The organism is Amycolatopsis sp. NPDC041971, assembly GCF_055588925.1.
The window spans coordinates 254004-278318 of the sequence record NZ_JBVJCE010000012.1 but is presented as its reverse complement, the minus strand read 5'-3'; the positions used below and the strand labels follow the sequence as shown (position 1 = coordinate 278318).

Genomic DNA, 24315 nt, shown 5'->3' with positions numbered 1-24315 from the left:
TCTTTCGCAAGACAACCCCAACCAGGGCGTCAGTGGCTTTCCGAGCCAGACCCCGCCAAGTCTCCGTCCACACACATCATCACTGTGGCTTTCGCGACCTGCCACCTGTGCCTCACCCCTCGATAGAACCCGAATCGGCACTCACGACCCGCTGTGCCGACCCCCGCATACCCCTGGCGCCACACCAGCAACAGTCCATAATGGACACAATGAACTGAGGTGCGCAAGCTGTCGTCACCAACGAAAAAGCGCAGTTCAACCGGTTGATCCACTCAAGCTAACGGGATTGGATTCTAGCCCTCTTTTTCGCCCACGAGCCCAGTCGGGAAACTTACCTGAGCGCATCGAATGAACACCCAGCGATCGGATAGTGTCCTTTGTGGACACTATAGACATCCTGTCACCCGCCCCATCTGAAGTCCAGTTCGAATCATCAAGCCACCGATCAGCGGCTCTGCGACTGAGGAAGTCCACGAGACCGTCGCGGCACCCCACTGTCCTGGACGGACTGCGAACTGATGGGCTGTTCCATCACCCCGGTCCAGGCCGCACCGGTTCAACGAGTGCGATTACCTGTACGCGCTGTTCGACGCGGCGGTGGCCGGAGAAACACCGGAGCAGGCGGCAGTCGCCATCATCAACGAAGTCGCTGCCACGGCCCAGAGTGCACTCTGCTGTTCGTGCCAACACACGCGCGCGGACGCCTTCTGCGGGCGCCGAGGGGCGGATTTGCCTCCAGGTCACGTCCAGTCGTTCAGGTACCGCATACCCAGCACTACCGCGATGCAGAACACCATCCCGACGATAATCAGCACTCGATGCTTACCGTTCGCTTTCGTACCCCGGGCTTCCGCCGACAGGAAGTAGCCGAAGAACGCGCCGAACACCACGCCGATGACGCCCGTCACCACCGGGTTCAACCAGCTCGCATCGGCGTCTTGGCCAGAGCCGAACCACGCACCCGCCGCACCGAAGAATACGGCCGAGACAACGGCTAACACTCCACCGTGTTCCGCTATCCAGCGCTTGCGCCGGTGTTGCGGCTCCGACCGGGCGGCCTGTTCATCGACTGGACTCGACATACCCCCTTACTTCCCGATCCCGTCGCCCCTCAAACCGGACCGACGTTCACAGCCGGTCGTTCGGGTTGCCGGTAGGACCCAGCGTGTTCGTCGGTCGAAACGCCGGGGCCCACGCGTTGCCGAACGTGCCGGGTCGGCCTGGCACCCTGGCAGTCCCCACCGACGTGTTACTCCGCCTGACGATGGTCAGTGCGCCGACGAAGGCCCGGCGCTGTCGCGCCGATCGTCCGGTCGCGCGAGTTCGGTCGTCGCTTCGTCGATCTTCCGTTCGAGGCGCGAGTCGTTCTCGAGCAAGGCGAGCACCTCGTCGTCGTCCAGTTCCAGGAGGGTTTTCGTGACGTGTACCGCGAGGATGGGCTGGTGTTTCTGCACACGAGGCAGCAGCGCCTGGCCCAGTCGCGCCTTTCGCTGCTCCGGATTCAACTCGGCGAGCGCCGCGGCGGACATGACGTTTTCCCGGTCGTCGGAAGGCATGCGGGTGATCACCAGTCCAGATCGAAGTCTTCGGTGACCGAGTTCAGCGCGGTCACCGTCGCGTGGCCTTCACTCAGCAGACGGGCGTCGCTGCCCTGCGACAACTCGCCTTCGTCCGTGACGGCGGTGAGGGTGAACGCGCCGTCCTCGCCGTTCTGGACGTGACTGCGCACCGCGCCGAATTCGGCCAGCCGGGCGCGTTTCGGCGGACCCGCCTCGGCACGGTCGGGCACGTTGAGGTTCAGTACCGTGCCGGCGGGCAGTTCCGTGAGCCTGTCGAACAAGGTCGCGGCGACACCGACGGCGGTGTCCCAGTGGGTTCGCGGGCCGGGAGTCAAGCCCACGTCGAGAGACACCGCGAGGGCCCTGGCGCCGTTGATCGAGGCGGTCAGCGCGGCGCCGACCGTGCCGGAGTGCAGGACGGCGCGTCCGACGTTCGCCCCGTGGTTCACCCCGGACAGCACGATCTCCGGTGGCTCGCCGAATGTTCCCTGCGCGGCGGCCAAGGCGATCAGCCCGGGATGCGCGGCGACGGCGAACGCCGGGACCTCGGGGAGGCCGGGCAGTTCCCGCCGTTCGACCGCGACCCGTCCCTTTTCCCCGGCACCGGTCAGGCCCGCGCTGGTTCCGCTGGCCTCCGCGGCGGGCGCGGCGACCACCACGGTCCAGCCGTGGTCCGCGGCGCCCCGGGCCAGCGCCGCCAGACCCGGGGAATCGATACCGTCGTCATTGGTGATCAGGGCACGCATCAGGAGGCCTCCCACGGTTTCAGCCGTACTCGTCCGGTGAGTTCCCGCACGGCGTCGTCGCTACCCGAACCGAGACCGTGTCGTGTCACATTGATCGCGCCGGCCGCCGCCCCGAGCTTCACCGCGTCCTCCAGTGACCGGCCTTGCGCCAAGCCGACCGCGAGCCCCGCGGTCATCGAGTCCCCGCCGCCGCGGGTGTCGACCGGGGTCAGGTCGGGCGACTCCACCAGAACCAGCCGTCCCTCGAGGTAGGCGAGCGTCTCCTCGGCCGCGCGGGACACGACGACCGCGCGGGCGCTGCCCGACGCCAGCTCACGGCAACCGTCCGCGAGATCGGGAAGCGAGTCCGACTTGGCCAGCCCGTCCTCGACCATTTCCTCATGGCTGACCTTGATCACCGCCGGATCGCCCGCGAGCGCTCGAGTGAGCCGTTCCCCGGACAGGTCCACCACGACCGGCGTGCCCTGCGTGCCCAGATCTCGGGCGAGCCGCTCGTACATCGAGTGCGGCACCGGTACGTCATCCTCGTCCGGCCCGCTCAGGATGGCCACGTCCGCGCGCAGACCCTGGACAAGAGCCATCTCGTACAGGTCGTCGAGTTCGTGGCGGGTCAACGCGTCCGCGGGCATCCGCACCATCTCGTCCCGACTGCCGTCACGCCGATCGTGCACGTAGGCGCCGTTGCGTGCCGCGACTTCGCGGACCTCGGCATCGACACCGATCAGATGCCGCAGCACCCCTCCGGTCTCCCCGCCGAGCGCGCAGCACAACACCACCCGCGCGCCGAGGGCGTCGATCATCCGCGACTGCCACACCCCCTGCCCGCCCGCGTGCACGTGGACGTCGGGCGCCCCATCCAGCTCTTCCACCGTCACCGTCAGTTGCGGAGACGGCGCGAACACCATCACTCGTCCCTCAGTCATACCGGCCTGTACCCGTTTTGCCGGATTTCATTCTTCGTCGCCAGGCGGCCCCGCCCGGAGAACCGCTCGAGTCATGCGGAAATTTCCCACAGAGCGGCGGACGAGGTACTTGGCTGACCCGGTGTCGAAGAAACTATGGGACGCCACGGCGTACTACCAGCAGACCGTCACCGGATCCACCTCGCCGAGTGCGACACGGCGGGCTCCCAGCTCGCCCAGCGGAACGCGCCGAGGCCACCTCGTCACCTGGACCGGCTGCGGACACCAGGGCTTCGGCTACGTCGGGGTGGTCAGCTGGTCGGGCTGAGTCCGGTAGTCGATCGAGCCGTCCACCCGCTGCGAAAGCCTTGTCCGGAAGCCGGTTCGCCGTCAGTGGGGGCGCGACAGGTCGACAAGACAGTCGAACAGAACCTCCGCCGCGTCGCGCACCGCTCGCGAAGTGGTGTCGAGCGGTTTGATGATCCCGGAAAGCTGCTCCCAGGCGAGCCTGCCCAGCACTCGGGCGACCACGGCCCTGACCGCGGCCGGTTCGCCGGGGAGTGCGCGCAGCGCGTCCTTTCCCCCACTGAGCCCGCTGCCCGGCATGAGTGCGTCGAGGCATCGTGACAGCACCTCTCCGATGAGCCGGTCCGCCACCGGGCGAGAGGATCCTCGCAGGTACGGGGCGATGTCCGGCATGGTGGCCATCCGGCGCACCACGCCGGCCACCATGCGGTCCCGGATCAGACGCAATTCGAGAGCGGACGTTACAGGCTCCCGGAATCGCTTCGACACAGTCTTCCCTTCGGCAGGCAGTCCCGTACAGCTTCTATGCCATTGGCGGCACTGACCAGCCCGAAAGCAATAAGTACGGGACCTTAGCTATCGCCCCGTTCTGCATGGTCGGCTTGAGTTGCCGCCACTACCTCAAGAACCTCGGTGGTACCGACAAGGTCGGCCATCTTCTCGCCGTCTCCGGGCCGAACCACGGGCTCGCGATGGCCAACTGGTCCTCTTTGGCTTTCCTGTTCCCCTGCGGCCTCGGGCGCCACCGGGTGGCTTCCCGGAGCGGTCAGCGCAGCGCCGCCAGGACGTAGTCGTCACCGAACTGCCACACCGGGGCCGCTTCCGCGAAGCCCGCCTCCCTGAGCAGTCTGGTGTGCTCCTGTGGGCTGAGCCGGTTGCCGTAACCGGTCGAGACGCCCCGCAACTCGTCCGCCGTGAATCGCTTTCCCAGCGCGGAATCGGCCGCGACCGCCGCCCACCAGCTTTTCCAGTCTTCGTTGGCCTCGACTCCGGCCCGCGCGGCACGCCGGTTCTTGACCGCTTCGGTGAGGTCGCGGATGCCGGGTCGCGCGTCGTAGAAGTGGTCGCCGTTGACGAGGGCTCCCCCTGCCCGGAGTGCGCCGGCGAGATCACGGTAGAGGCCGGCGAGCCGATCCGGCCGCAGCCAATGCAGCGCGGTCGTCGAGACCGCGGCGTCGATCGGCCGCCACTTCAGCCAGTCGCGCTCGGCGAGGTCGGCCTGGAGGTACTCGATGTCCGCGTGCTCGGGCCGGGTGGCCTCGGCGAGGGCGAGCAGGAACGGATCGTTGTCGATGCCGACGACTCGGGCGTGCGGTAGCCGCCGGGCGAGCCTGGTGGCCAGCGAGCCGGGGCCACAGCCGAGGTCGAGTACCAGCGGCTCGGCGACGTCGTGGCAAACGTGCTCGACGACATCGATCAGGACGTCGAAACGTTCTTCGCGGTCGGCGATGTAGCGTTCCTGCTGGACGTCCCACCGTCGCACCCAGCTCGCCGCGAGCTCCTGGTCCACCGCGCTCCCCTCGTGATCTTCATCCTGTGTAGCACAACTCGGCCATGGGCTACCGTGTGCGTCACAACGTAAGAAGGTGCCCGTCGGGGGAAGCCGGTGCGAATCCGGCGCTGACCCGCAACCGTGAACGGCCTGTGCCGTGAGCCGGACTGCCCGCCGAGTGCTGCCACCCCAACTGTCGTGGAGTACGGAGCGGGGTCCCGTTCACGTGCGGCCGCGCGCCCGGGACAGTGCTCGATGTCCCGGAGGTCCCTATGACGCGTCATCCGCTCACCCGTCGGCGTCTGCTCGCGTTGGCCGCGCTCACGCCCTTGGCCGCCTGCGGTACCGCGCCGGCGGACGCGGGCAGGCTGAGGGTCGCGTTCGCCGCGGGCGGGTCGAAGGAGACGCTCGACCCGTCACAGGTCTCCCTTTTCGTCGACCAGGCACGGGCCAAGGCGCTCTTCGACACGCTGGTCGCCTATGACGCCGACACCTCGTTGCGTCCGCGGCTGGCCGAAACCTGGGAAAGTGACGGCTCCGGTACGCGCTGGCGGATCAGGCTGCGGCAGGCGGCCTTCCACGACGGGCGTCCGGTCACCGCGGACGACGTGCTCTACAGCTTCCGGCGGATCGCCGATCCCGCACTGGCCTCCTCGTCCCGGCAGTACTTCGCGAAGGTGGACTTCGCCCGCAGCAAGGCGACGTCGCCCTCCGAACTCGAACTGGTGCTGTCCGCTCCCGACTTCGAATTCCCGTCGGGGTGGGGCGCGCCGGGTGCGGAGATCGTGCCAGCCGGGACGACGGATTTCACGGCGCCGATCGGATCCGGCCCGTTCCGCTTCGTCTCGTTCGCTCCCGGCGGCCCGGCGGTGTTCCGTAAGCACGAGTCCTATTGGGACGGCGCACCGAGCATCGACGAGCTGGAGTTCGTCCCGGTCAACGACGAAACCGCGCGCGTCAACGCCTTGCTGTCCGGACAGGTCGACTACGCCCACGATCTCGCGGCCGGTACCGCGGCCCGGCTGACCGGCGACGGGCGCGTCTCGCTGCTCGAAGCCAAGGGAACGACGATGCAGGGCTTGATCCTGCGCCTGACCCGGCCACCGTTCACCGACCCGAGGTTGCTGCGCGCCGTACTGTCCGGAGTGGACAGAGAGGCACTGAACCGCGTCGCCTTGGCCGGACGCGGCGAGATCGGCAACGACCTGTTCGGCAAAGGACTCCGCGGTTACGCCGCCGGCATCCCCCAACGTAGGCGCGACGGGGAACTCGCCCGGTCGCTCGTGCGGGAGGCAGGAGCCGAGGGGCTCGCCTTCGCCGTCGAAACCAGCGACGTCGACCCGGGCTTCGCCACGGCGGCCACGCTGATTTCCCAGCAGCTTAAGGAGATCGGGCTCACCGTCACGCCGAACACCCGCGCGTCGAGCACCTACTTCGGCGAGATCAAGACCAAGGGCGTCGCCGCGCTCACCCGTACGGCGACCCTGCCGGTGGCGACGTTCCTCAACCAGCGCTTCCGCACCGGCGGCTCCAACAACGTCAACGGATTCGCCTCACCGGAATTCGACGCCCTCATGGACCGCGCCGCGGCCACCGCGGACGAACCCGCCAGGCTGGCGCTGTTCGGCGACGCCCAGCGAATCGTCCACGACTCCGGCGGCCTGCTCGCCTGGGGATTCAGCACCTGGACGATCGCGGCGTCGAAGCGGGTTTCCGGCTTGGTGACCGCGCCGCCGAACACCTTCGCCTGGGCGAGGTTCGACCGCGCCCGGCTGTCCTGACGTGCCGGGGCACACCGTGCGCCGGCTGGGCTTCGCCGCTCTGCAGGCGATGGTCGTGCTGGTCGCGACGTTCGCCGTGACCGCGTTGCTCCCCGGCGACGCGGCCTCGGTCGTGCTCGGCGAACAGGCGACCGACGAGCAGGTGGCGACCGTACGCCATCGGCTCGGCCTCGACCAGCCGCTCCTCGACCGGTTCGGGAACTGGGTTTCGGGGCTGGTCACCGGCGATCTCGGCCGGTCGCTCGTGACCGGTGCGCCGGTGACCGACGAGATCGTCCGCCGCTTCACCGCCACCGCGGTGCTCGCCGGAGTGACCCTGCTCGTGCTCGTACCGCTCGCGCTGGGCATCGGGGTGACCTGCGGCCTGCGCGAAGGGTCGCGGATCGACCGGGTACTCACCGCCGTCACACTGTTCCTGCATTCGATCCCCGAGTTCGTCCTCGGCCTGCTGCTGGTCGCGGGATTCGCCGTCTACGCCGGATTGCTTCCGGCCACCGCGGCCGGAACCGACCTCGCCGCGCGTCCCGAGGTGCTCGTGCTGCCGGTGATCGTGCTCGTCGGCAGGCAACTGTGCGACGTCGCCCGGCAACTCCGGATCGGGATCGCCGAGCAGACCCGGGGACAGGTGGCCGAGCACCTGCGGTTGCTCGGCCTGCCCGAACGCACCGTGGTGCTGCGGCATCTCCTGCCCGCCGCCGCGGCCCCCGCCGTGCAGCAACTCGCCCGCGCCGTCGAAGGGCTGCTGACCGGCGCGGTGATCGTCGAGTCCCTGTTCGCGATCACCGGCCTCGGCACGGGTTTCGTGGAAGCCGTACAGAACCGGGACATCCCGCAGGTGCAGGGATACGTGCTGGTGTTCGCCGGTGTGGTCGTGCTCGGGAACCTCGTCGCCGATCTCGTCGCGCACCGGCTGACCCCACGCCGGGAGCTGGTCACGTGGTGAGCAGGGCCCTCGGCTGGCCGCTGCTCGCGGTTCCGCTCCTGCTCGCGGTGGCCGGGCCGGTGATGGCGGGCCCCGTGGTGTCGGTCGGGGCACCGTGGCAGGCACCGGACGCCGCCCATCCGCTCGGCACCGACGTCCTCGGCCGCGACACGCTCACCGTGATCCTCGCGGGTGGTCTTCCCGTGATCGGCATGACGGTGACCGCGCTCCTGCTCGCCTACCTCATCGGGGTGCCGCTCGGGCTCGTCGCGGCCGGGCGCGGTCGGCTGGCCGACGAGACCGTGATGCGCTCACTCGACCTCGTGCTGGCCTTCCCCTCGCTGCTGGTCCTCATGGTGCTCGCCGCGACCGGACACCGCGGACCCGGCGTCCTCGTCCCCGCCGTCGCCGCCCTTCAGCTACCGGCGATCACCCGCGTGGTGCGGGCCGCGGCACTGGCGCCAGGGTGCCGAACCGCCGTGGAAGCCCTGACCCTGCAAGGACGATCGTGGTCGCGCATCCAGCTCGGGTACGTCGCCCGGCACGTCACCGGTCCGGTCGCGACCGATGCCGGCACCCGGCTCGGCGTAGTGCTCTACCTGCTGGCATCGGCGAACTTCCTCGGACTCGGCCTGCCTGCCGACTCCCCGGACTGGGCCGTGGTCATCGAACGCAACAGCGAAGCCCTCTATACCGCCCCCGCGGTGGTCCTGGTGCCCGCCGCGCTGCTGATGGCCCTGTGCGTCGGCACCAACCTCGTCACCGACCGGCTGCTCGCCGCCCGGAGGGTGCTCCCGTGACCGTACTGGAGATCGCCGGACTGTCCGCCCGCGCCGGGAAAACCGTTCTGCTCGAGGACGTCTCACTGGCCCTCGAACCCGGCCGCGTCCTCGTCGTGCTCGGCGCGTCCGGCGCGGGAAAGACCACCCTGGGCCTCGCCGCGACCGGACGAGCCCGTCCTGGGATCGAGCTGTCCGGTTCGGTCCGCCTCGCGGGGTCCCCGCTGCTGGACAGCCCCGCGGCCGAACTGCGACGGGCGCGGGCCGGGGTCGTCGGCCACCTGCCGCAGCAGCCGTCGGCGGTGCTGGACCCGGTCCGCCGCTGTGGCCCGGTGCTGGCCGAACTCGCCGCGCTTCACCACCATGGCCGTGCCGCACGGCTGGCGGCCGCCCGCACCGCCTTGGCGGAAGCGGGACTCGAGCCGGACCTGTGGCGCCGGTTCCCGCACCAGCTGTCCGGCGGCCAGCAGCAGCGCATGGCCCTCGCCACCACCCTCGTGACCCGGCCGCGTGTTCTCGTTCTCGACGAACCGACCAGCGGTCTCGACGCGGCGAACAGGACCGTGCTCACCACCCGCCTCGCGGCGCTTTCCGGTGCCGGGACAGCGCTGCTGATCCTGACCCATGACCTCACGCTGGCGCGTGCCGTCGCCGACGACGTCGCCGAACTCCGCGACCACCGGTTGATGCCGTCTCCCGCCGTTCCCGGCCACAGACGTTTCGAGGATTCTTCGACCGTGTCGCCTGCCTCTCCGGTGCTCGTCGTCCGCGGACTCACGGTGCGCGCCGGGCGGACGACACTCGTCGAGGATGTCGACCTGGAGCTGGCGGCGGGCAGCCGCACCACGCTCACCGGTGCCTCGGGCGCGGGCAAAACGACGCTCGGCCGCGCACTGGCGGGCTTGACCCCACCGGCCGCGGGCACGATCGAAGTCGACGGCGTCCGTCTCCCCCACCTCGCCCGTCGTCGCGATCGCACGCAACTGCGTGCGGTCCAATACGTCCACCAGGACAGCCGCGCCTCGTTCGACGAATTCCGCGGGGTGCTCGACCAAGTGGCCGACACCGGCCGCCTCCTCCGCGGCCTCGGCCGTGCGGACGCCCGGCTCGAAGCGACGGAGATCCTGCGTTCCCTCGGCATCGACCCGCTCGACCCGCTCGACCCCCGTCCCGGCCTGCTCTCCGGCGGACAGCTCCAACGCTGCGCCGTGGCCCGCGCGCTCATGGCCCACCCGAGAATCCTCGTCTGCGACGAGGTGACATCGGCTCTCGACGCGGCCAACCGCACCCGGCTGCTCGACGTCCTCACCGCCGCGGCGAACCGGCACGGCACCGCACTGCTCATGATCAGCCACGACGAAACCTTGGCCCCGTTCGTGGATCGCACCCTCGCCCTCACCGACGGACGGCTTTCACAGCAAGCTTTTTGACCCGGGCCGGCACCACGTCAGGGAAGTTCGGCTCGAGTCGTGTCGAGGTCGGCGAGCAGATCTCCCAGCTCGCCGACACGGTCGAGGACGTCGTCCGCGGTGAACACCAGCCGCGTCGGACGACGGCAGGAGCGGACCTCGTCCCAGGTGACCGGGGTGGAGACGGTGGGATGGTCGCGGCCGCGCAATGAGTACGGGGCGACCGTGGTCTTCGCGGGATTGTTCTGGGACCAGTCGATGAACACCCGTCCGGTCCGCTGGGCCTTGGCCATCACCGCGGTCACCTCGTCCGGGGTCTCGCGTGCCAGGCGTTGCGCGAGTTTCTTCGCGTAGGCCGAGGGCGCGGCGGGGTCATCGGTGGAAATGGCGCAGTAGAGCTGCATTCCCTTCGACCCGGACGTCTTGGCGAACGGCGTCAGCCCGTCGTCGGTCAGGGATTCGTGAAGCCGTTCCGCGACGCGGCAACAGTGCACGATCGAGGTGCCCGGTCCCGGGTCGAGGTCGAACACCAGCCGGTCCGGCGGGCGGCGAACCCCGTCGGCGTCGACGGTCCATTGTGGAATGTGGAGTTCGAGGGCGGCCAGGTTGGCCGCCCACACCAAGGCGCCGAGTTCGTCGAGGAGCGCGTACGTGATCGCTTCACCGGTGCCGCGGGAACCGGAGCGGGCCACCCGCGCGGTGGGGAGCCAGGCCGGGGCGCCGTGTGGGACGTTCTTCTCGAAGAACTGCTCGCCTTCGACGCCGTCGGGAAAGCGGATGAACGTGACCGGCCGCCCGGCCAGGTGTGGCAGCAGGACCGGGGCGACGCGGGAGTAATAGTTGATGACCTCGCCCTTGGTGAACCCGTCCGGGTACAGCGCCTTGTCCAGGTTCGACAACGTGAGTCGGCGTTCTCCCGCCTGCACCGTGATCTTCGGGCCGAGCCGCACGGACGCCTCGGGCGGTTTTCCCGTGGCTGGCGCGTCGCCGGTGATCCGTGCCGGATCAGCACCGCGGGGTCCGGGCGGCTGAGGCTTGAGGACCTCGCCGGGTTCCTTGTCCTGCCGGAGACCTCGCCAGGCGGTGTGGCGCAGGCGGCCCGCGCCGCGGGTGAAATGCCGGTACTCGACCTCGCCCACCAGTACCGGGTTCACCCAGTGCGCCCGCACGGTGTCCTCGCGCGGCGGGGTGACGGCGAACGGATGGCTCCGCCGTGCCAGTGCCTCCAACCGGGTTTGCAACCGGGAGCGTTCGGCTTCGCTGAACCCCGTCCCGACGTCACCGATGTAGACAAGGTCGCCGGTGCCGGGGTCGTGGGCGCCGAGCAGGAGACCGCCCATGCGCCCCGCGATACGGCCCTGGCCGGGCCGGTAACCACAGATGACGACCTCGGTGTTCCGGGTGAGCGGATGTTTGAGCCAGGCGTCGCTGCGGCGGCCGGGGTTGTAGGCCGAAGTGCGGTGCTTCGCGACCAGTCCTTCGTGGCCGCTGGAGACGACGTGCTCGAGCAGCTGTCCCGGGGTACGGCGGTCCGCGGCGAGGTCGGTGAAGGTGAAGCCGCGCACCGTGGAGATCCGGTAGGGATCGGGCATCGGCAGCCCGGTCAGCAGCCGGCGGCGCTCGTCATAGGGCTCGTTCAGCAACTTCTCGGTACCCAGCTGGAGCAGATCGAAGGCGAGATACCGCACCGGGACATCGTCGAAACGCTGGCCGCGGCGGCTCGTGCTGTGGGTCTGGTACCGGCCACGGCGTTCCTGCAACGCCCCGAAATCGATCTCCCCGGCCTCGTTGTAGACGACGATCTCGCCGTCCAGCACCGCGGCCCGGCCTTCCAGGGCTTCGGCGAGGACGCCGCTCAGACCGGCGAACTCGGCGGTGAAGTCGATACCGTTGCGGCTGGTCAGCACCGTCGTACCGGCCGGCGCTATCCGCATGCAAGCCCGGTAACCGTCGAGTTTGTACTCGTAGGCCCACTCGGGGCCCTCCCGCAGCCGGCCGCCGTCCGGTTTGGCCAGCATCGGCTCCACCCAGGCGGGGACCTCGGTGCCACCACGGCCGCCCGCCGTCCGCGCCATCACCAGCTCCCGTCGTCGGGCCGGCCGGCACCCGCTCGTCCGGCGGCCTGAACCGACGGTAACCCGAACAGCCTAGTAGCGCCGGATATGTGCAGGTGGCGGCTTAGTACCGCAATCCCAGCAGCTCGAACACCCTGATCCTGCTCACGGGTTCGGAAGCACACGTGAGACGGCGGTTCGCCGGGAGGTGCCGTTCGCGCAGGTACACCGTGCAGTCGGGTCCGGCGAACTCCACCCGCCGGACGGGACCGCTGTCGCGCGCGTCCTCGATCAACCGGAGGTCGTCGATCCCGGTGGCGCCGGTGGCGGCGCGTGCGTGATGGTGAGCCGCCTGGACTATCGGATCGAACGAGGACCGGCCGCGAAGGTACTTCGTGTCGAGCGTGCCACGCAGGTACTCGTGGACGACGCCGCCAACGTCGCCAGGACTCAGACCGCCGAAAGTGAAACCGTGCGGCAGCAGCACCATCGAGGGTGCGAAGCGGCAGCCGCCGAGGTGACTGCATTCCCAGGTGACCTCGGGGAAATCCGCGGCCAGCGCGGCCGCGAGCGAACGACCGCGCACCGCACAGCACGTGTCGTGCCTGCCATGAACGCACACGAGCGCGAGCGGCTCCGGCCACCCGCGCCCCCGCGCGGAGGTGGCGAGGGAGAGTTCGGCGGCGTCCGTGAATTCTCCGGCGCGGATCTCTTCGTGGCCGGGTCGCGCGTCGATCCGGAACCAGCGATAACGCCGTTCCCGTGTTGGGGTGCGCCGGGCGACCCGGCGTATCAAGGCGATCCGGCCGTTGACCCGCCGCGCCCAGGAACTCAGCGAAGCGACCGCGACCGGATCGATTCCGGACTCCTTGAGCGCGAACCGTCCCCACGGGCCCGGATGCTCGATCAGTAGCCAGTGCTCCGCGGGTGGCGCCGTGCCTTCACCGGGATCACCCGCGGCTTCGGCCAAATCCGCGCAACGGCCCGCCGGGGTCGCGGTCATGCGGTCGCGGCCATCAGCACGCCTTCCCGGAGCAGGCGGCGCACGAGCACGAGCTGATCGGGCCGGTCCAGTCCCGGGATCTCCCCCACCCGCCACGTTGTCCCGTCGAGCAACGCCGCCAAGGCGGTCGACGTGGAAACCGGCAACGAGAGGCGGCGATCCGGGAGTTCGAGCACGACCTGACCGTCCGCTGTGTCCCCGATACGGAAACGCAGGCCGTCGCGGCGCCGTACGGAGTCCCCGTCGCCGAGGTTCAGCACGAACTTGGCGGCGGCGACCGGTGCCAGCGGTTCCGGCCGATTTCCCTTCCATGCCCTGTCTCGAACGTGCCGGGCGACGTCTTCGCCGGGCACTGCCCGCAGAGCGTCGATCAGGTCCTCCCGGACGGATTTGAGGTGGCCTTCGAGCTGGTCTGGATCCGCGACGTCGATACCCAACGGCAGGGACGCGCGCAGCCGTTCGTCGGAACCGGCCAGTGAGGTGAGCGCTTCCACCAAGGCGAAGGTGGTGATCACGTGGACGCCGACGGTCAAATGCGCGGAAACATCACCGAGCGCGGTCGCCGAGTGGAGCCAGCCGCGAGGCAGGTACATCACGTCACCGGGCTCGAGGACCTCGTCGATGACCGGAGCGTCTTCACGGACGCGCGCGGCGACGGCACCGGCGTGCTCGTCCCAAGGCTGGTCACGCAAAGGCGACGGGTGTACCGGCGCGTGCACCTTCCACCGCTTGCGACCGGCCAGCTGAAGGACGAAGACATCGTGCACGTCGTAGTGCGCCGAGAAGCCCTGCGACGACGGCGGGGTGATGTAGGCGTTGACCTGCGCGGGGTGGCCCAGCTCGCCGGTCAAGCGCGTGCTGAAGTCGATGATGCTCGGCCAGGTGCGGTGCAGGGCCTGGAGCACGATGGTGCTGCCTTCGGCGAAGAGTGCGGCGACCCGGTCGTCGCGGACCTGGTCGCCGATTTCGGCACCGACCCCGCCGCCACCGGTGAACGAACGGGAATCGACCACCGCCCCATCGCGGGCCAGCCGGAGGAACGGCGTGCGCAGCCCGCGGCGGGACAGCAGTTCGTCGACGCCGTCGAGGTCGAGCAGATCACCGAACTCGCCGCCCGTCCGCCGCAACAACGGCTCGCGGCCCCAGTGCCGGACGGAGAATTCCTCGATGTCGGAACCGACCAATCGGGCCAAGACACCTTCCGGAGCGCGGCCGGCGACCGGTACCGGGAAGCTTTCGCCGCCTTGCCCGGTACCGGTCTTCGGCTCGCTCGGATCAGCTGGCGCCACTGTCCGCGCCGCCGTCGGCTCCGCCGTCGTGCTGGCCGGCGGTGCCTTCGCCGGCACCGGAGTCAGCCGGGCCTTCGGCCCCGCCGTCGGCTCCGCCATCGTGCTGGCCCGGTGTGCCCTGGCTCGCGCCGGAGTCGGCCGGACCTTCGGCTTCCTTGTCCGATGTGGTGGAGATGTCGTCATTGTTCAGGCTCACGTCGGTTCCCTTTCGCCTTGGCGGGATGGATCACCGACTGGCTACCCCGGATCGGCACGGCGCACACCTGCGCGACGAACACGAGCGAGTTCCGCGTTCGCCGACACCGCCGTTTCCGCACCGGATGCCGGGGTATCACCGGCTGGTGAAGGTAACGGAAAGACGCGAAGAGTTGCAGCGGATCGCCGCGGAGGTCTTCGGCTGGTCGAAACTCACCGGCGAGCAACTCGAGGCGATGGAGCACGTCGTGGCGGGTCGCGACGTATTGGTCGTACTCCCCACCGGCGCGGGGAAGTCCGCGATCTACCAGGTGCCCACCATGCGGCTGGACGGCGTGACGCTCGTGGTGTCCCCGCTGATCGCCCTGCAGAACGATCAGCGGGAGAGCATCGAGGACAGCCACGCTCCGGACGCGGTCGCGGTGAATTCTTCCCAGCGTGCGAGTGAGCGGAAGAACGCGTGGAAGGCCGTCGAGGAAGGCGAAGCGAGATATTTGTTCCTCTCGCCGGAGCAACTGTCCAAAGAAGACGTTCTCGACACACTGACCAAGCTGGAGATCTCCCTGATCGTCGTCGACGAGGCACACTGCGTCTCGGCTTGGGGCCATGAATTCCGCCCCGATTACCTTCGCCTCGCGCCGGTGATCGAGCAGCTCGGGCATCCGCCGGTGCTCGCCCTCACCGCCACCGCCGCGCTGCCGGTGCGCGAAGACATCGTCGAACGGCTCGGCCTGCGGGACCATCGTGCGGTGATCGCCGGTTTCGACCGCCCCAACCTGCACCTGTCGGTGGAGCGGTTCAGCGACGACGAAGACAAACGGCATACGCTGATCGCCTTGGCCCGGTCACTGGCGAACGAACACGGAACCGGCCTGGTGTACGTCGCCAGCCGGAAGGACGCCGAGTATTTCGCCGACGAGCTCGCGCGGGCGGGTGTGCGCGCGGCGGCTTACCACGCCGGGATGAAGACCCATGGTCGCGAACAGGTCCACGAACGCTTTCTCGACGGTGCGGTGGACGTCGTGGTCGCCACCTCGGCGTTCGGCATGGGCATCGACAAACCCGACGTGCGGTTCGTCCTGCACGCGTCGGTCCCCGATTCGCTCGACACCTACTACCAGCAGATCGGCCGTGCCGGCCGTGATGGCGAACCCGCCACGATCACGCTGCTCTACCGGCCTCAGGACCTGGGTCTCCAGAAGTTCCTCACCGCCGCCAAAGCCCCGGAAGAGCTTCTCGGCCAGGTGGCGAAGACCCTCGGCGAGAAAGGCTCACCTGTCCGGCCGGCCGATTTGAAGGACACAGTGGACGCTTCGGCGGCCCAGCGCACCAAGGCGGTCAATCTTCTCGAGGAGACCGGAGCCGTCGGCACCACCAGTGACGGGCGGATCGAGTACGTCGACCACGACCTCCCACCGGATCAGGCTGTCCGGCAAGCCGTCGAGGCCGCCGAGCGGCACCAGCGGCTGGTCCGGTCCCGGATCGAGATGATCCGCGGCTACGCGGAGACCATGGAATGCCGTCGGAGGTATCTGCTCGGCTATTTCGGGGAACAGCTCGTCGAGCCCTGCGGTAACTGCGACACCTGCGACTTCGGCACCGGTGAGCAGAAACGCGTGGAAAACGACAAGTACATCGTCAACAGCATCGTCCACCACGCCGATTTGGGGCGGGGTGCCGTGATGTCGGTGGAGCCGGACCGCATCACGATCCTGTTCGACGAAATCGGCTACAAGACCCTGGACCTGTCCGCCGTCGACGAAAACGACCTCCTCACCTCCGACGAAACCACGACCGAGCGAAATCCGTCCGCCGCCGAGCGGTGAAATCGCCCGCCGGCTCGGCGTGTTTCAGAAGGCGCCCTTGATGCGAAAGCACCAGGCCTCTCTTCACGCCGATTCGGGAACCAGCGCCCGATCGGTCCCGTACCGCAAGCGCCGGTGTAGTTCGGTGACGAAGAAAGGATCGGCGCCCGCCAGCGTTTCGAGGTCGACCTCGCGCGGTATCGGCACCTCGGCCGGCAGCAGCGAGTCGAGGACCAACCCGGCGGCGCACAACGCCACTGCGTCGTCCGCCGCCGACGGCAGGTCCACCGCCTCACGCAACCACGGTGTCAGCAATACCTCGAACATCCCGGCGCCCGAACCACGGCAGCAGTACTCCACCCGGTACCGGAATCGCTCGACGAACCGGACCTGCCAAACCGCTCTCGCCGTGTTCCGCGTCATGCCTGCCCTTACCCCGTCACACGGTGGGCAAACCGGCGGCGTCACAAGAGATGACGAGTTCGATCATCTTCTCGGTGCCTTCGGCCCAGGCCGATCGGGCCCGGTACCTCAAATGGACGCGCGGGCGGCCCGCGAGGCGTCGGTCAACGTGGTGCCGAAACCGGACACCAGCCCTGTGTCGACGCAAGTGAGCGTGACCTTGTAGCCGCCGGGAGCTGTGGCATGCATGAACGCGCTGCAGGTGTCGCCGCCGTTGAGGGCGATCTGTGCCAGCGCACGTGCCTCTTCCCCGGCGTCGGTGAGGGTGGTGCCGAGCCCGTCGACGAAGGAAAGCCCGATACCGTTGCAGCTGAGTGTGGCTTTGTAACCACCACTGACCGCCGAGTTCATGAACGCCGAGCACCTGGCGGCGGGTGCGGCGCTCGCCACGGCCGGCAAGGCGAAATTCGTGACGGCCAGTGCTCCGATCACGACCACCGCTCGCTTGGCCGAACCGATTCTGCTGAAGTTTTCGCGCATCGACGCGTCCTCTCTCCTACGACGCGAGACGTCGCTTCGACGGAACGCGCCGGCTGGTCAACCCACGGGTATCCGACGATGGGCGACCCCCTCTGGTTCCCAAGGGCGACCAACGCATCGAGACCACGAAAAACGGGTGCGCCACCCTCATCGGCGACCGCGACCTTCACGGCACGGCGGTGACCCAGGGGTTGGGCCGGCACACCGCGCCGTCCGGGCTGACCTTCCCCGCCGCTCCCGATTCGGCGCGGTTCAGTTCCGCGACGTAGGTGTTGGACAGGCCGAAGGTCTGCTGCATCATCACCGGAGCCGGCGCTCCGTCGGCGGGGCAGCCCACATGACCCTGGCCGAGCGCGTGGCCCACCTCGTGATTGAGCGCGTAGCGGTGGTAGCCCGGCAGATCGTCCTGGTACGAATGCGCGCCGCGCACCCAGCGGGCGAGATTGACGACGATCCTGTGCTCGCGGGTCAGGTGACACGACGAGTCGTAGGGGATCGCGAACCCGCAGACGTCCGGGCGACGGCTCGTGCCGGGACTGGTGAGACTGATCCGGAAGTCCGGTGAGGCGTCCGCGCCGTCGACCCGCCGGAACGACACGTCACCGAGTCCGATCCAGCCGCGCGGGTCCGCCAGGATCGTCTCGACCTCCGCGGCGAACGACGGATACTCGACCCCGTCCTCGATTTCGATGGTGTAGGTCAAAAGCCGCGCGCCGGTGCCGACCGCGGGAGCTCCCGCACCGGCCACCACTCGCCACGTTCCCATCCCGGAGGAAGTGACTGGACCGCCTTCCGGGAGCGCCGCGGACTCCGGTGCGTGGATGACCGGCCGCGCCACCGACACCTCAGAAGTGGGTGAGGGGCGGGGAGAAATGGTGGCGGGCGCCTCGGGAACCTCGATGGCGAACGGCGCGACGAAAAGCGCCATCGAAAGCACCAGCGCGACGAAGATGACGATCAGCGGCCACCACGTCCGATCCGGGGGCGCGTTCACCGACGCGGGCTCCGGCGGCGGCGAAGGTTTGCGTGCCGTCGGAAAAGGCTTACGAGGCTGCGGGAGCCAGTCCACCAGAGTGCCGTCGCGGCGTACGTGCCGCTGTTCAGTAGGCAAGGCTCACGCTCGCGCAAGTCGGTGCGGGTTCGCCCGCGGAACGCGGATGCGACACCGTCGACGGGTCACCGTCCGAAGTGTACCGGCGGCCGGCCGGGGAACCGAGTTCGTCCAGCCAGTGGGCGGAGCCGTACTCCGCTTCCGGACCGGCCCCCTGTGACCGGATCCGGGGAATCGACGCCGGTTCGAAGGCGGGAGAACAAGGCGAAGGCGCCGGCCCGGCTCCCACAAGCAGCGCGCCTCGGTAGGAGTAGCCCTCTCCCCGCAGCGCCAGTTCTTCACGCCGGGGCTGGGCTCCGTACGGCAAGGCGAGGGTGCTGACCCGGTAGCCGGGGACCGCCTGCCTGATCGAGGCGTCCCCGTCGGCGATGGCCTTCGTCGCCGACGATTCCGTGGCCCGGCGCAGGTTCGTGTGCTGGGCCGTGTGGTTGCCGATCTCGAAGTGGTGGTCGGCGAGCCAGCGCAGGGCACGTCCATCACCACCGAAGGGCCGCTCGTTGACGTACAGACTCGCGACCGGCCGGAACCGGGGATGTGCGGCCGCGACGTCCAGCAGAATCCGGATCGCGGTTCCCGGGGCGGGTTCTCCCTCGGGCGTCAGGGTGAGCACGCTCGGGTCGCCGTCGTCGAAGGTCAGTACGACCGGGTGCGCGCCGGCGGGCAGATCGAGCTTCCCCTCCACGAGGTCCGCGGTCGTCACGGGGACGTAGTCCTCGGCGGCGAGGCGTTCCAGTTCCGCGGCGAACTCGGCGGGGGTGCGGTCGTAGGCCGATTTCGGTTTCGCGACGACACGGTGGTACATCAGGATCGGGATACGGCCCAGTTCGTCGGCGCCCGCCTGGCGCGCGAACTCCGCGGTGACCCTGGCGGGCGCCGCGAGCGCCAGACCCGGTGTTGGTTGTGCCGGGGTCACGGGTGCGGGAGCCCCGCAAGCCCCCACGAAGAGGATCGCGAAGCCCGCGCCGAGCCGGCGAAGAAGAGACATGCGAGCAGTGTGCGGCCGGTCCCGGACGCGGTCGCGGGCTACCACCGAGCCGGGTGAGTGCGACTTTCATTGCCCCAAGCCGAAAAAGGACGTTTCCCCAGCTAGAGACGTCGAGGCCGGAGTCTGCTCCACCACGATCCGGTGATCCTCGGAAATCGGGTTTATCGAAGATCAAAACGGGCCATTATTCTCTCCGCCAACGAAAGCGTGGTCGTCTGCCACGTGCGCATCACTCAAGGAGACCGCATGCCCGATCTCAGTCGCCGCCTCGTTCTGACCGTAGGGCTCGCGGGCCTCGCTGCGAGTGCTTGCGGCGCGACCCAGCAGGGCGGGTCGCCGGTCGCACCGGCGATCGCTCCCGCCGCGGCCGCGGAGCCGCCGGTGGTGACGCCCCCTGCCGATCCCCTTGCCGACAGTCTGCTGATCGGCTTCTGTGGTGCGCCAGGCGCGAAAGCGCTCGGCCGGATGACGGGTGACCTGTCGGCCGCGAGCCGCCGGCTCCGCGAGCAGATCGAGACCTTCCCGCCGGGACGGCCGGTCACCCCGGTCGTCGAACTGATCGCCACCACGACACACCGGTCGCCGGGCTCGGACGGTATGTACCGAAGCCGGTGCTCCGACAAGACCGTGCAGGAGTACCTCGACGCGGCACGAGCCCTCAAAGGCCTGCTCCTACTGGACATCCAACCCGGCCGGGCGGACTTCCTGCCCGAGGTCCAAGCCTATGAACGCTGGCTGAAGGAGCCCGATGTCGGCGTCGCGCTCGACCCGGAATGGGCGGTCGAACCGGGCGCCGTCCCCGGCAGGAAATTCGGTCGCACCACCGGAGCCGAACTGGACGGGGTGGCCCGCTATCTCGGCGACCTCGCGCAGACGCATCGCCTGCCCGCCAAGGTCATGGTCTATCACCAGGTGACCTCCTCCGTGGTTCGCGACGAAGCACTCCTGCTCCCCCACCCCGGTGTCTCGCCGGTGAAGGTGGTGGACGGCATCGGGTCCGCCGCGGCGAAGAAGTCGACGTGGCAGACGCTCATGCCCAGCAAGCCTGCCCACGTACGGTCGGGGTTCAAACTCTTCTTCGACGAGGACACACGGCGTGGAGTCGCGCTGATGACCCCCGCCGAAGTTCTCGCGCTCACGCCGACACCGTCCTACGTTCTCTACGAATAGCCGATCGCGGGAACCTCCGGTACCGGCGACACCTGCTGCCGGACCCGGGTTTCCGCGCCACTCATCGCTTCCCTATGATGTCCGTCGGTTCGAAAAAGAGCCGCGTCCCGCCCCTCGGCCGTCCTTCTCCTTGTTCGCGGCGCCACGCTTCGGCACTGATCCACGCCCGGCAACCCTGCTCTTCGACGACGGAGCAGGGTTACTTGGCGTGCCCGGATTTTGTTGCCACACAAGCGTTGCCACGGGGCGACAAGCGTCGAAAGGTTGCCGGACAACGAGCTGCTCGTAACCCGATCGGGCCACCCGATGCGCGGTCAGCGGTTCGCGGTACCCACACGATGGTGGACCTGTCGTGGAAATCACGGGCGATCGTCAGTACGTTTCGCAGGCACTGGACGGAAACACCCTTGACACCGTCCTGTCCGAAGCAATCGTCAATCCAAGGAGAACACATGTTGAAGAAGATCGGCTTCGTCGCGGCCGCCATGGCCGCCGGCGCCTTCATCGGCGGGGGTGTCGCCTCCGCCGACACTCCGGACGACCACTACGGCTACGACCACAGCGGCCAGCTGGGTCTGGTCAACCTGAACAACATCGACGCCCTGCACAACGTCAACGCCGTGGTGGGCGCGTGCGACAACAACGTGAACGTGCTCGGCGTGCAGGTGCCGATCCGCGACTCGCTCAACGGCATCGGTGTGCCGATCCTGTCGCCGGGTGCGCACGAGGCCAGCGGGGAGTCCCCGTACAACTGCGCCGCCGGTGGCATCACCGACGGTGGCACGTCGCAGGACAACTGATTCTCCCGCCGAGGTCGCCCGCAAGGGTGTGCGGAAGCCGACCGAGGCGTGGGGTCCGGCGATTCGCGTCGATGTCGTGAGGCGTGTCCGGAACACGGGGAGAGCTGCATACTCCGTACCCGTATTCCGGGCACGTAGCGACGCGTAGCGACGCCGGCGCGGGTGGGGCCGGGTCTTCCTGCCCAGGAGTGGACCGGCCCCACCTGGCGCGAACGCACCATAACCGACAGCGGCGGGCGGGGCGAGCCGATGTGCCGCCCGCCCGCGACTTTCGTCCACCGGAGTGTCCGGTGCGGTATTCCTAGGAGATCTTTCAGTGATCAAGCAGCTCGGATTCGTCGCCACCGCTCTTGCCGCCGGAATGGCGCTCGCCGGCGGATCCGCCGGCGCGGCCGGCATCACCGTCGCGGGACAGCCGGTCGACCACAGCGATCAGATCGGGCTCGCCAACGTGCAGAACCTGGACGTGGTCCACAACGCCAACGTCATCGGCGCCTTGTGCGACAACAACGTCAACGTTCTCGGGGTCCAGGTCCCGGTCCGCGACGTCGCCGAAGGCATCGCCGTTCCGGTCCTGTCCCCCGGCGAGACCGAGGCCGAAGGCGCCACCCCGGACAACTGCGCCGGCGGTGGCATCGTAGACGGCGGGACCGTCCAGGGAAACTGAACGATCTCGCTGAAAAGCCGCTGCGTGGACGTCCCTCCACGCAGCGGCTTTTTCCTTGCGGTAGAACGTGAATCTTCCGGCGGCGTTCCTCGGCTCGGCTCGGGCGAACGGACCGCTGACGACGAAGGCCCGGCGCGGAAAGGAGATTCCGCGCCGGGCCTTCGCCGGGCGCCCGTCCGGGGCCCGGCCGGCCTTAGCCGACCGGCACGGTCAGCCCACCGAGAAGGTCGTTCACCAGCGACGACAAACTGATCAGCAACCGCTGGACCAGCGCGTTGAGCAGTGCGGACACCGGCGGCAGTCCGGCACGGTTCTCGCCCTGCGCGGCCAGCTCGTCGACGCCCTTCCGCGCTTCGACGTTGTCCTGCCGAGCCGTGGCAGCGGATTCCTTCGCCTGCGCTTGAATCACGTACCGCTTGCCCTGCGCCAGGTCGGTGAGCACCGGGGCGAGTTCGCCGAGCGTCGCCTGCGTACCCGAAATGTCCCCGCTGTCCACACGCGAAACCAACGCGTCACGCTTGGCCTGGACCTCCGCCGCCGCGCTGGTGGTACTGGACGAGCCGCTACCGCCGGGACCGCCCGCCGCCGCCACACCGATACCCGCCAGGGTCAGCGATGCCGCGGTGACGAAAATCGTCAATGCTCGCGTCAGTTGGCTTCTCATGTAGCACTCCTTTGGATTCCTGCTGCCGACTTCGACCAATGGTGAACTCACACCGCGGATATAGCCACCGGAGGCCGTCACCCATGCACGGAACACAATTCCACACCGTGCACGCCGCACCGGCTCCGTGGAAACAAACGGAAGTTTCGCGTGAACATGGAACGCCTGTCACGCACCGGCGAACACGGAGCGTGTCCAGGCCACCCGATTGGTACATCCGTCGTCACCGTTCAGGGGGAAGTTCCCACTTTTCCCGACACAAGGCACCCTTCGACATTCTGGAGGCGCGACCCCGGATTTCCCTCTTCGACATCGTTTGAGAACGAATCTCACGGGTAACCATCCTGCTTTGACCTGACACTGAAAGACACTCTTAAGAATGGCACTGCCCGAGTGGGTTACTTACGCGGAAATACGGCGCTAACCTGAACCGGCTGATCGAACCGGCTCGCGGCGCTGCGACCTGACACGAAAGCGCCTGTCAGAGGCATCGGCGGGATGAACGCCCCGTCCGGGGCGTGCGTCGGGCAGGGACATTCCTCCCGAAACGCACGCGACATCGGCCTTCGATCGCCGTTTCCGTTCGCGACATTCCCGTCGGCCTGGCTGTGCAATCGACTTCCACACCTGCCTGGCGCCATGACACGCGCGCATTCTCCGATCAGCCCTTTTGCCCGCGATGCGTTGTACCGCAATGGGGTTGCGCCGACCTGGAAAACCCGGCCATTCGTAGTACCGAACGGGTGTGATGCCCCGGCTGCTCTTTTCCTCGACGCGGATCCAGGTAATGTCGTCGAGCGGGCAGGCTTTCTGCCCGAGTCGATTCCAGTGACTCAGTTCGTGTCAGGTAATCCCAGCTCGAAAGGATCACAATAATCATGACTGAATTGCGCCGGTGGGCGCTTGCGGCGGCGGCAGTCGTTCCCCTCTCCCTCGGCTTCACCGGAGTCGCGGCGGCCGGCACGGACCACGGCCCCGGCACCTCCGAGTCTTCCGTGACCTACGCCGGTATCAACGGCGCCGGGACGATCGACAGCGCTTCGGTTACCGATTACCACGGGAACCACTGGTCCGAAGAGGACGCCGTGCTGGCCGGGCCGATGGGCGCCGTGGTGATGCACACCGAAGAATCCGACATCGACACGGACGACGACTGGGATGTCTACCACAAGCCCGGTCGTCCGACATACAGTCACGGGAAACGGCCGATCGCGCACACCCACGACGAGGTGTCGACCACGAAGCATCGTCCTGTGAAGAACCGCCCGGTCCGGGAAACCCGTCCCGCGCACGTCGCTTACGCCGCGTCCACCCAGACCGCGGACGAGGACGGCGCGACGTCGTCGCACGTCGTCAGCCACGCGAGCAACAACCACGCCGCGTACGAGGCCAGCGATCTGTCCGCCGGGCCGGACGGGGCGGTCTCCGAAGGTGTGAAGGCCGTCTCCGTGCCGCAGTACGCGAGCTACGACAAGTGGTACACCGCCGCCGGCGAAGACGGCGCGATCACCCACGAGGTGAGCGCGGTGGCCGACGCGACCGACTGGTCCGGACACCACCGGCACCCCTCGCACCACTCGCACTACCGCCGATGAACCGGTGGGCCGGACCGCCGTGGCGGTCCGGCCCACGTCGCGGGGGGTGTGCTTTCGGTGTGCTCTTCTTCCTTCCTGCTCTTTCCCCCACCCCCCCCCCTCTCCCCGGCCAAGCTCCGCCACAAGCCCCCCCCCCCCT

At 68.6% G+C, this 24315-nt stretch carries 26 protein-coding genes and 1 riboswitch; of the genes, 11 read left to right on the top strand and 15 right to left on the bottom strand.

Features of this window, described 5'->3' with window-relative positions:
* Positions 1 to 740: 740 nt before the first annotated feature.
* The 4 genes from ACZ6DT_RS24360 to ACZ6DT_RS24345 all read right to left on the bottom strand — a co-directional run bounded on the left by ACZ6DT_RS24360 (position 741) and on the right by ACZ6DT_RS24345 (position 3228).
* The gene (locus ACZ6DT_RS24360) at positions 741 to 1082 is read right to left on the bottom strand and encodes a hypothetical protein (RefSeq protein ID WP_465599154.1); all 342 of its coding nucleotides are present in this window, start codon (positions 1080 to 1082) and stop codon (positions 741 to 743) included.
* Between the two features lie 186 nt (positions 1083 to 1268).
* Complete coding sequence (locus tag ACZ6DT_RS24355; RefSeq protein ID WP_465599152.1) at positions 1269 to 1556, bottom strand: hypothetical protein; 288 nt, start codon at positions 1554 to 1556, stop codon at positions 1269 to 1271.
* An 8-nt stretch (positions 1557 to 1564) separates the two neighbouring features.
* Entirely contained in the window at positions 1565 to 2305 is a 741-nt protein-coding gene (gene surE, locus ACZ6DT_RS24350; RefSeq protein WP_465599150.1) for a 5'/3'-nucleotidase SurE, read from the bottom strand.
* On the bottom strand, positions 2305 to 3228 hold the full coding sequence (locus ACZ6DT_RS24345) for a 1-phosphofructokinase family hexose kinase (protein WP_465599148.1): 924 nt from the start codon (positions 3226 to 3228) through the stop codon (positions 2305 to 2307). The genes surE and ACZ6DT_RS24345 overlap by 1 nt, the downstream gene beginning before the upstream one ends.
* Positions 3229 to 3349: 121 nt before the next feature.
* Between ACZ6DT_RS24345 and ACZ6DT_RS24340 the strand changes: the two genes are divergently transcribed.
* Positions 3350 to 3535, top strand: a complete 186-nt coding sequence (locus tag ACZ6DT_RS24340) for a hypothetical protein (RefSeq protein WP_465599145.1) — start codon at positions 3350 to 3352, stop codon at positions 3533 to 3535.
* Between the two features lie 62 nt (positions 3536 to 3597).
* Here the strand turns inward: ACZ6DT_RS24340 and ACZ6DT_RS24335 are convergent, their stop codons facing one another.
* Positions 3598 to 3960 (bottom strand): hypothetical protein, encoded by a 363-nt coding sequence (locus tag ACZ6DT_RS24335; protein ID WP_465599143.1) that lies wholly within the window; start codon positions 3958 to 3960, stop codon positions 3598 to 3600.
* Positions 3961 to 4106: 146 nt separating this feature from the next.
* Between ACZ6DT_RS24335 and ACZ6DT_RS24330 the strand changes: the two genes are divergently transcribed.
* A complete protein-coding gene (locus ACZ6DT_RS24330; RefSeq protein ID WP_465599141.1) occupies positions 4107 to 4304 on the top strand; it encodes a hypothetical protein in 198 nt (65 codons plus the stop codon).
* Here the strand turns inward: ACZ6DT_RS24330 and ACZ6DT_RS24325 are convergent.
* Positions 4280 to 5023 carry a class I SAM-dependent methyltransferase gene (locus tag ACZ6DT_RS24325; RefSeq protein ID WP_465599139.1) on the bottom strand — a complete coding sequence of 248 codons (744 nt, stop codon included), beginning with the start codon at positions 5021 to 5023 and terminating at the stop codon, positions 4280 to 4282. The genes ACZ6DT_RS24330 and ACZ6DT_RS24325 overlap by 25 nt on opposite strands.
* Positions 5024 to 5050: 27 nt before the next feature.
* Positions 5051 to 5198, top strand: a riboswitch (cobalamin riboswitch).
* Between the two features lie 79 nt (positions 5199 to 5277).
* Between ACZ6DT_RS24325 and ACZ6DT_RS24320 the strand changes: the two genes are divergently transcribed.
* From ACZ6DT_RS24320 to ACZ6DT_RS24305, 4 genes are read left to right on the top strand one after another with little or no spacing between them, the layout of a single operon-like run.
* The gene (locus tag ACZ6DT_RS24320) at positions 5278 to 6786 is read left to right on the top strand and encodes an ABC transporter substrate-binding protein (protein ID WP_465599137.1); all 1509 of its coding nucleotides are present in this window, start codon (positions 5278 to 5280) and stop codon (positions 6784 to 6786) included.
* A 16-nt stretch (positions 6787 to 6802) separates the two neighbouring features.
* Positions 6803 to 7729 (top strand): ABC transporter permease, encoded by a 927-nt coding sequence (locus ACZ6DT_RS24315; protein WP_465599135.1) that lies wholly within the window; start codon positions 6803 to 6805, stop codon positions 7727 to 7729.
* On the top strand, positions 7723 to 8508 hold the full coding sequence (locus tag ACZ6DT_RS24310) for an ABC transporter permease (RefSeq protein ID WP_465599133.1): 786 nt from the start codon (positions 7723 to 7725) through the stop codon (positions 8506 to 8508). The genes ACZ6DT_RS24315 and ACZ6DT_RS24310 overlap by 7 nt, the downstream gene beginning before the upstream one ends.
* A complete protein-coding gene (locus tag ACZ6DT_RS24305) occupies positions 8505 to 9917 on the top strand; it encodes an ABC transporter ATP-binding protein (protein WP_465599131.1) in 1413 nt (470 codons plus the stop codon). The genes ACZ6DT_RS24310 and ACZ6DT_RS24305 overlap by 4 nt, the downstream gene beginning before the upstream one ends.
* Positions 9918 to 9934: 17 nt before the next feature.
* Here the strand turns inward: ACZ6DT_RS24305 and ligD are convergent, their stop codons facing one another.
* From ligD to ACZ6DT_RS24285, 4 genes are all read right to left on the bottom strand, one after another.
* On the bottom strand, positions 9935 to 11971 hold the full coding sequence (gene ligD, locus ACZ6DT_RS24300; RefSeq protein WP_465599129.1) for a DNA ligase D: 2037 nt from the start codon (positions 11969 to 11971) through the stop codon (positions 9935 to 9937).
* Positions 11972 to 12074: 103 nt separating this feature from the next.
* The gene (locus tag ACZ6DT_RS24295; protein WP_465599128.1) at positions 12075 to 12953 is read right to left on the bottom strand and encodes a sucrase ferredoxin; all 879 of its coding nucleotides are present in this window, start codon (positions 12951 to 12953) and stop codon (positions 12075 to 12077) included.
* Positions 12950 to 14146: a cupin domain-containing protein gene (locus tag ACZ6DT_RS24290; RefSeq protein WP_465599126.1), complete on the bottom strand. Its 1197-nt coding sequence runs from the start codon at positions 14144 to 14146 to the stop codon at positions 12950 to 12952. Before ACZ6DT_RS24290 ends, ACZ6DT_RS24295 begins: the two co-directional genes overlap by 4 nt.
* Before the next feature lie 82 nt (positions 14147 to 14228).
* Positions 14229 to 14438: a hypothetical protein gene (locus ACZ6DT_RS24285; RefSeq protein WP_465599124.1), complete on the bottom strand. Its 210-nt coding sequence runs from the start codon at positions 14436 to 14438 to the stop codon at positions 14229 to 14231.
* Between the two features lie 124 nt (positions 14439 to 14562).
* On the opposite strand from ACZ6DT_RS24285, the gene ACZ6DT_RS24280 reads away from it, so the two are divergent.
* The gene (locus ACZ6DT_RS24280) at positions 14563 to 16263 is read left to right on the top strand and encodes a RecQ family ATP-dependent DNA helicase (RefSeq protein WP_465599178.1); all 1701 of its coding nucleotides are present in this window, start codon (positions 14563 to 14565) and stop codon (positions 16261 to 16263) included.
* Positions 16264 to 16326: 63 nt separating this feature from the next.
* On the opposite strand, the gene ACZ6DT_RS24275 is transcribed toward ACZ6DT_RS24280, so the two are convergent.
* From ACZ6DT_RS24275 to ACZ6DT_RS24260, 4 genes are all read right to left on the bottom strand, one after another.
* Complete coding sequence (locus ACZ6DT_RS24275; RefSeq protein ID WP_465599122.1) at positions 16327 to 16665, bottom strand: hypothetical protein; 339 nt, start codon at positions 16663 to 16665, stop codon at positions 16327 to 16329.
* A 108-nt stretch (positions 16666 to 16773) separates the two neighbouring features.
* The gene (locus tag ACZ6DT_RS24270) at positions 16774 to 17184 is read right to left on the bottom strand and encodes a hypothetical protein (protein ID WP_465599120.1); all 411 of its coding nucleotides are present in this window, start codon (positions 17182 to 17184) and stop codon (positions 16774 to 16776) included.
* A 166-nt stretch (positions 17185 to 17350) separates the two neighbouring features.
* Positions 17351 to 18295, bottom strand: a complete 945-nt coding sequence (locus ACZ6DT_RS24265; RefSeq protein WP_465599118.1) for a DUF3152 domain-containing protein — start codon at positions 18293 to 18295, stop codon at positions 17351 to 17353.
* Positions 18285 to 19280, bottom strand: coding sequence for a polysaccharide deacetylase family protein (locus tag ACZ6DT_RS24260; RefSeq protein ID WP_465599116.1), 996 nt, complete (start codon positions 19278 to 19280; stop codon positions 18285 to 18287). Before ACZ6DT_RS24260 ends, ACZ6DT_RS24265 begins: the two co-directional genes overlap by 11 nt.
* 246 nt (positions 19281 to 19526) lie before the next feature.
* On the opposite strand from ACZ6DT_RS24260, the gene ACZ6DT_RS24255 reads away from it, so the two are divergent.
* From ACZ6DT_RS24255 to ACZ6DT_RS24245, 3 genes are all read left to right on the top strand, one after another.
* Positions 19527 to 20450 (top strand): hypothetical protein, encoded by a 924-nt coding sequence (locus ACZ6DT_RS24255; RefSeq protein ID WP_465599114.1) that lies wholly within the window; start codon positions 19527 to 19529, stop codon positions 20448 to 20450.
* Between the two features lie 452 nt (positions 20451 to 20902).
* On the top strand, positions 20903 to 21250 hold the full coding sequence (locus ACZ6DT_RS24250) for a hypothetical protein (protein ID WP_465599112.1): 348 nt from the start codon (positions 20903 to 20905) through the stop codon (positions 21248 to 21250).
* Between the two features lie 316 nt (positions 21251 to 21566).
* Positions 21567 to 21917: a hypothetical protein gene (locus ACZ6DT_RS24245; RefSeq protein ID WP_465599110.1), complete on the top strand. Its 351-nt coding sequence runs from the start codon at positions 21567 to 21569 to the stop codon at positions 21915 to 21917.
* A gap of 193 nt (positions 21918 to 22110) precedes the next feature.
* On the opposite strand, the gene ACZ6DT_RS24240 is transcribed toward ACZ6DT_RS24245, so the two are convergent.
* Entirely contained in the window at positions 22111 to 22581 is a 471-nt protein-coding gene (locus ACZ6DT_RS24240) for a hypothetical protein (RefSeq protein WP_465599108.1), read from the bottom strand.
* A gap of 878 nt (positions 22582 to 23459) precedes the next feature.
* Here ACZ6DT_RS24240 and ACZ6DT_RS24235 point away from each other — a divergent pair.
* A complete protein-coding gene (locus ACZ6DT_RS24235; protein WP_465599106.1) occupies positions 23460 to 24176 on the top strand; it encodes a hypothetical protein in 717 nt (238 codons plus the stop codon).
* Positions 24177 to 24315: the final 139 nt, after the last annotated feature.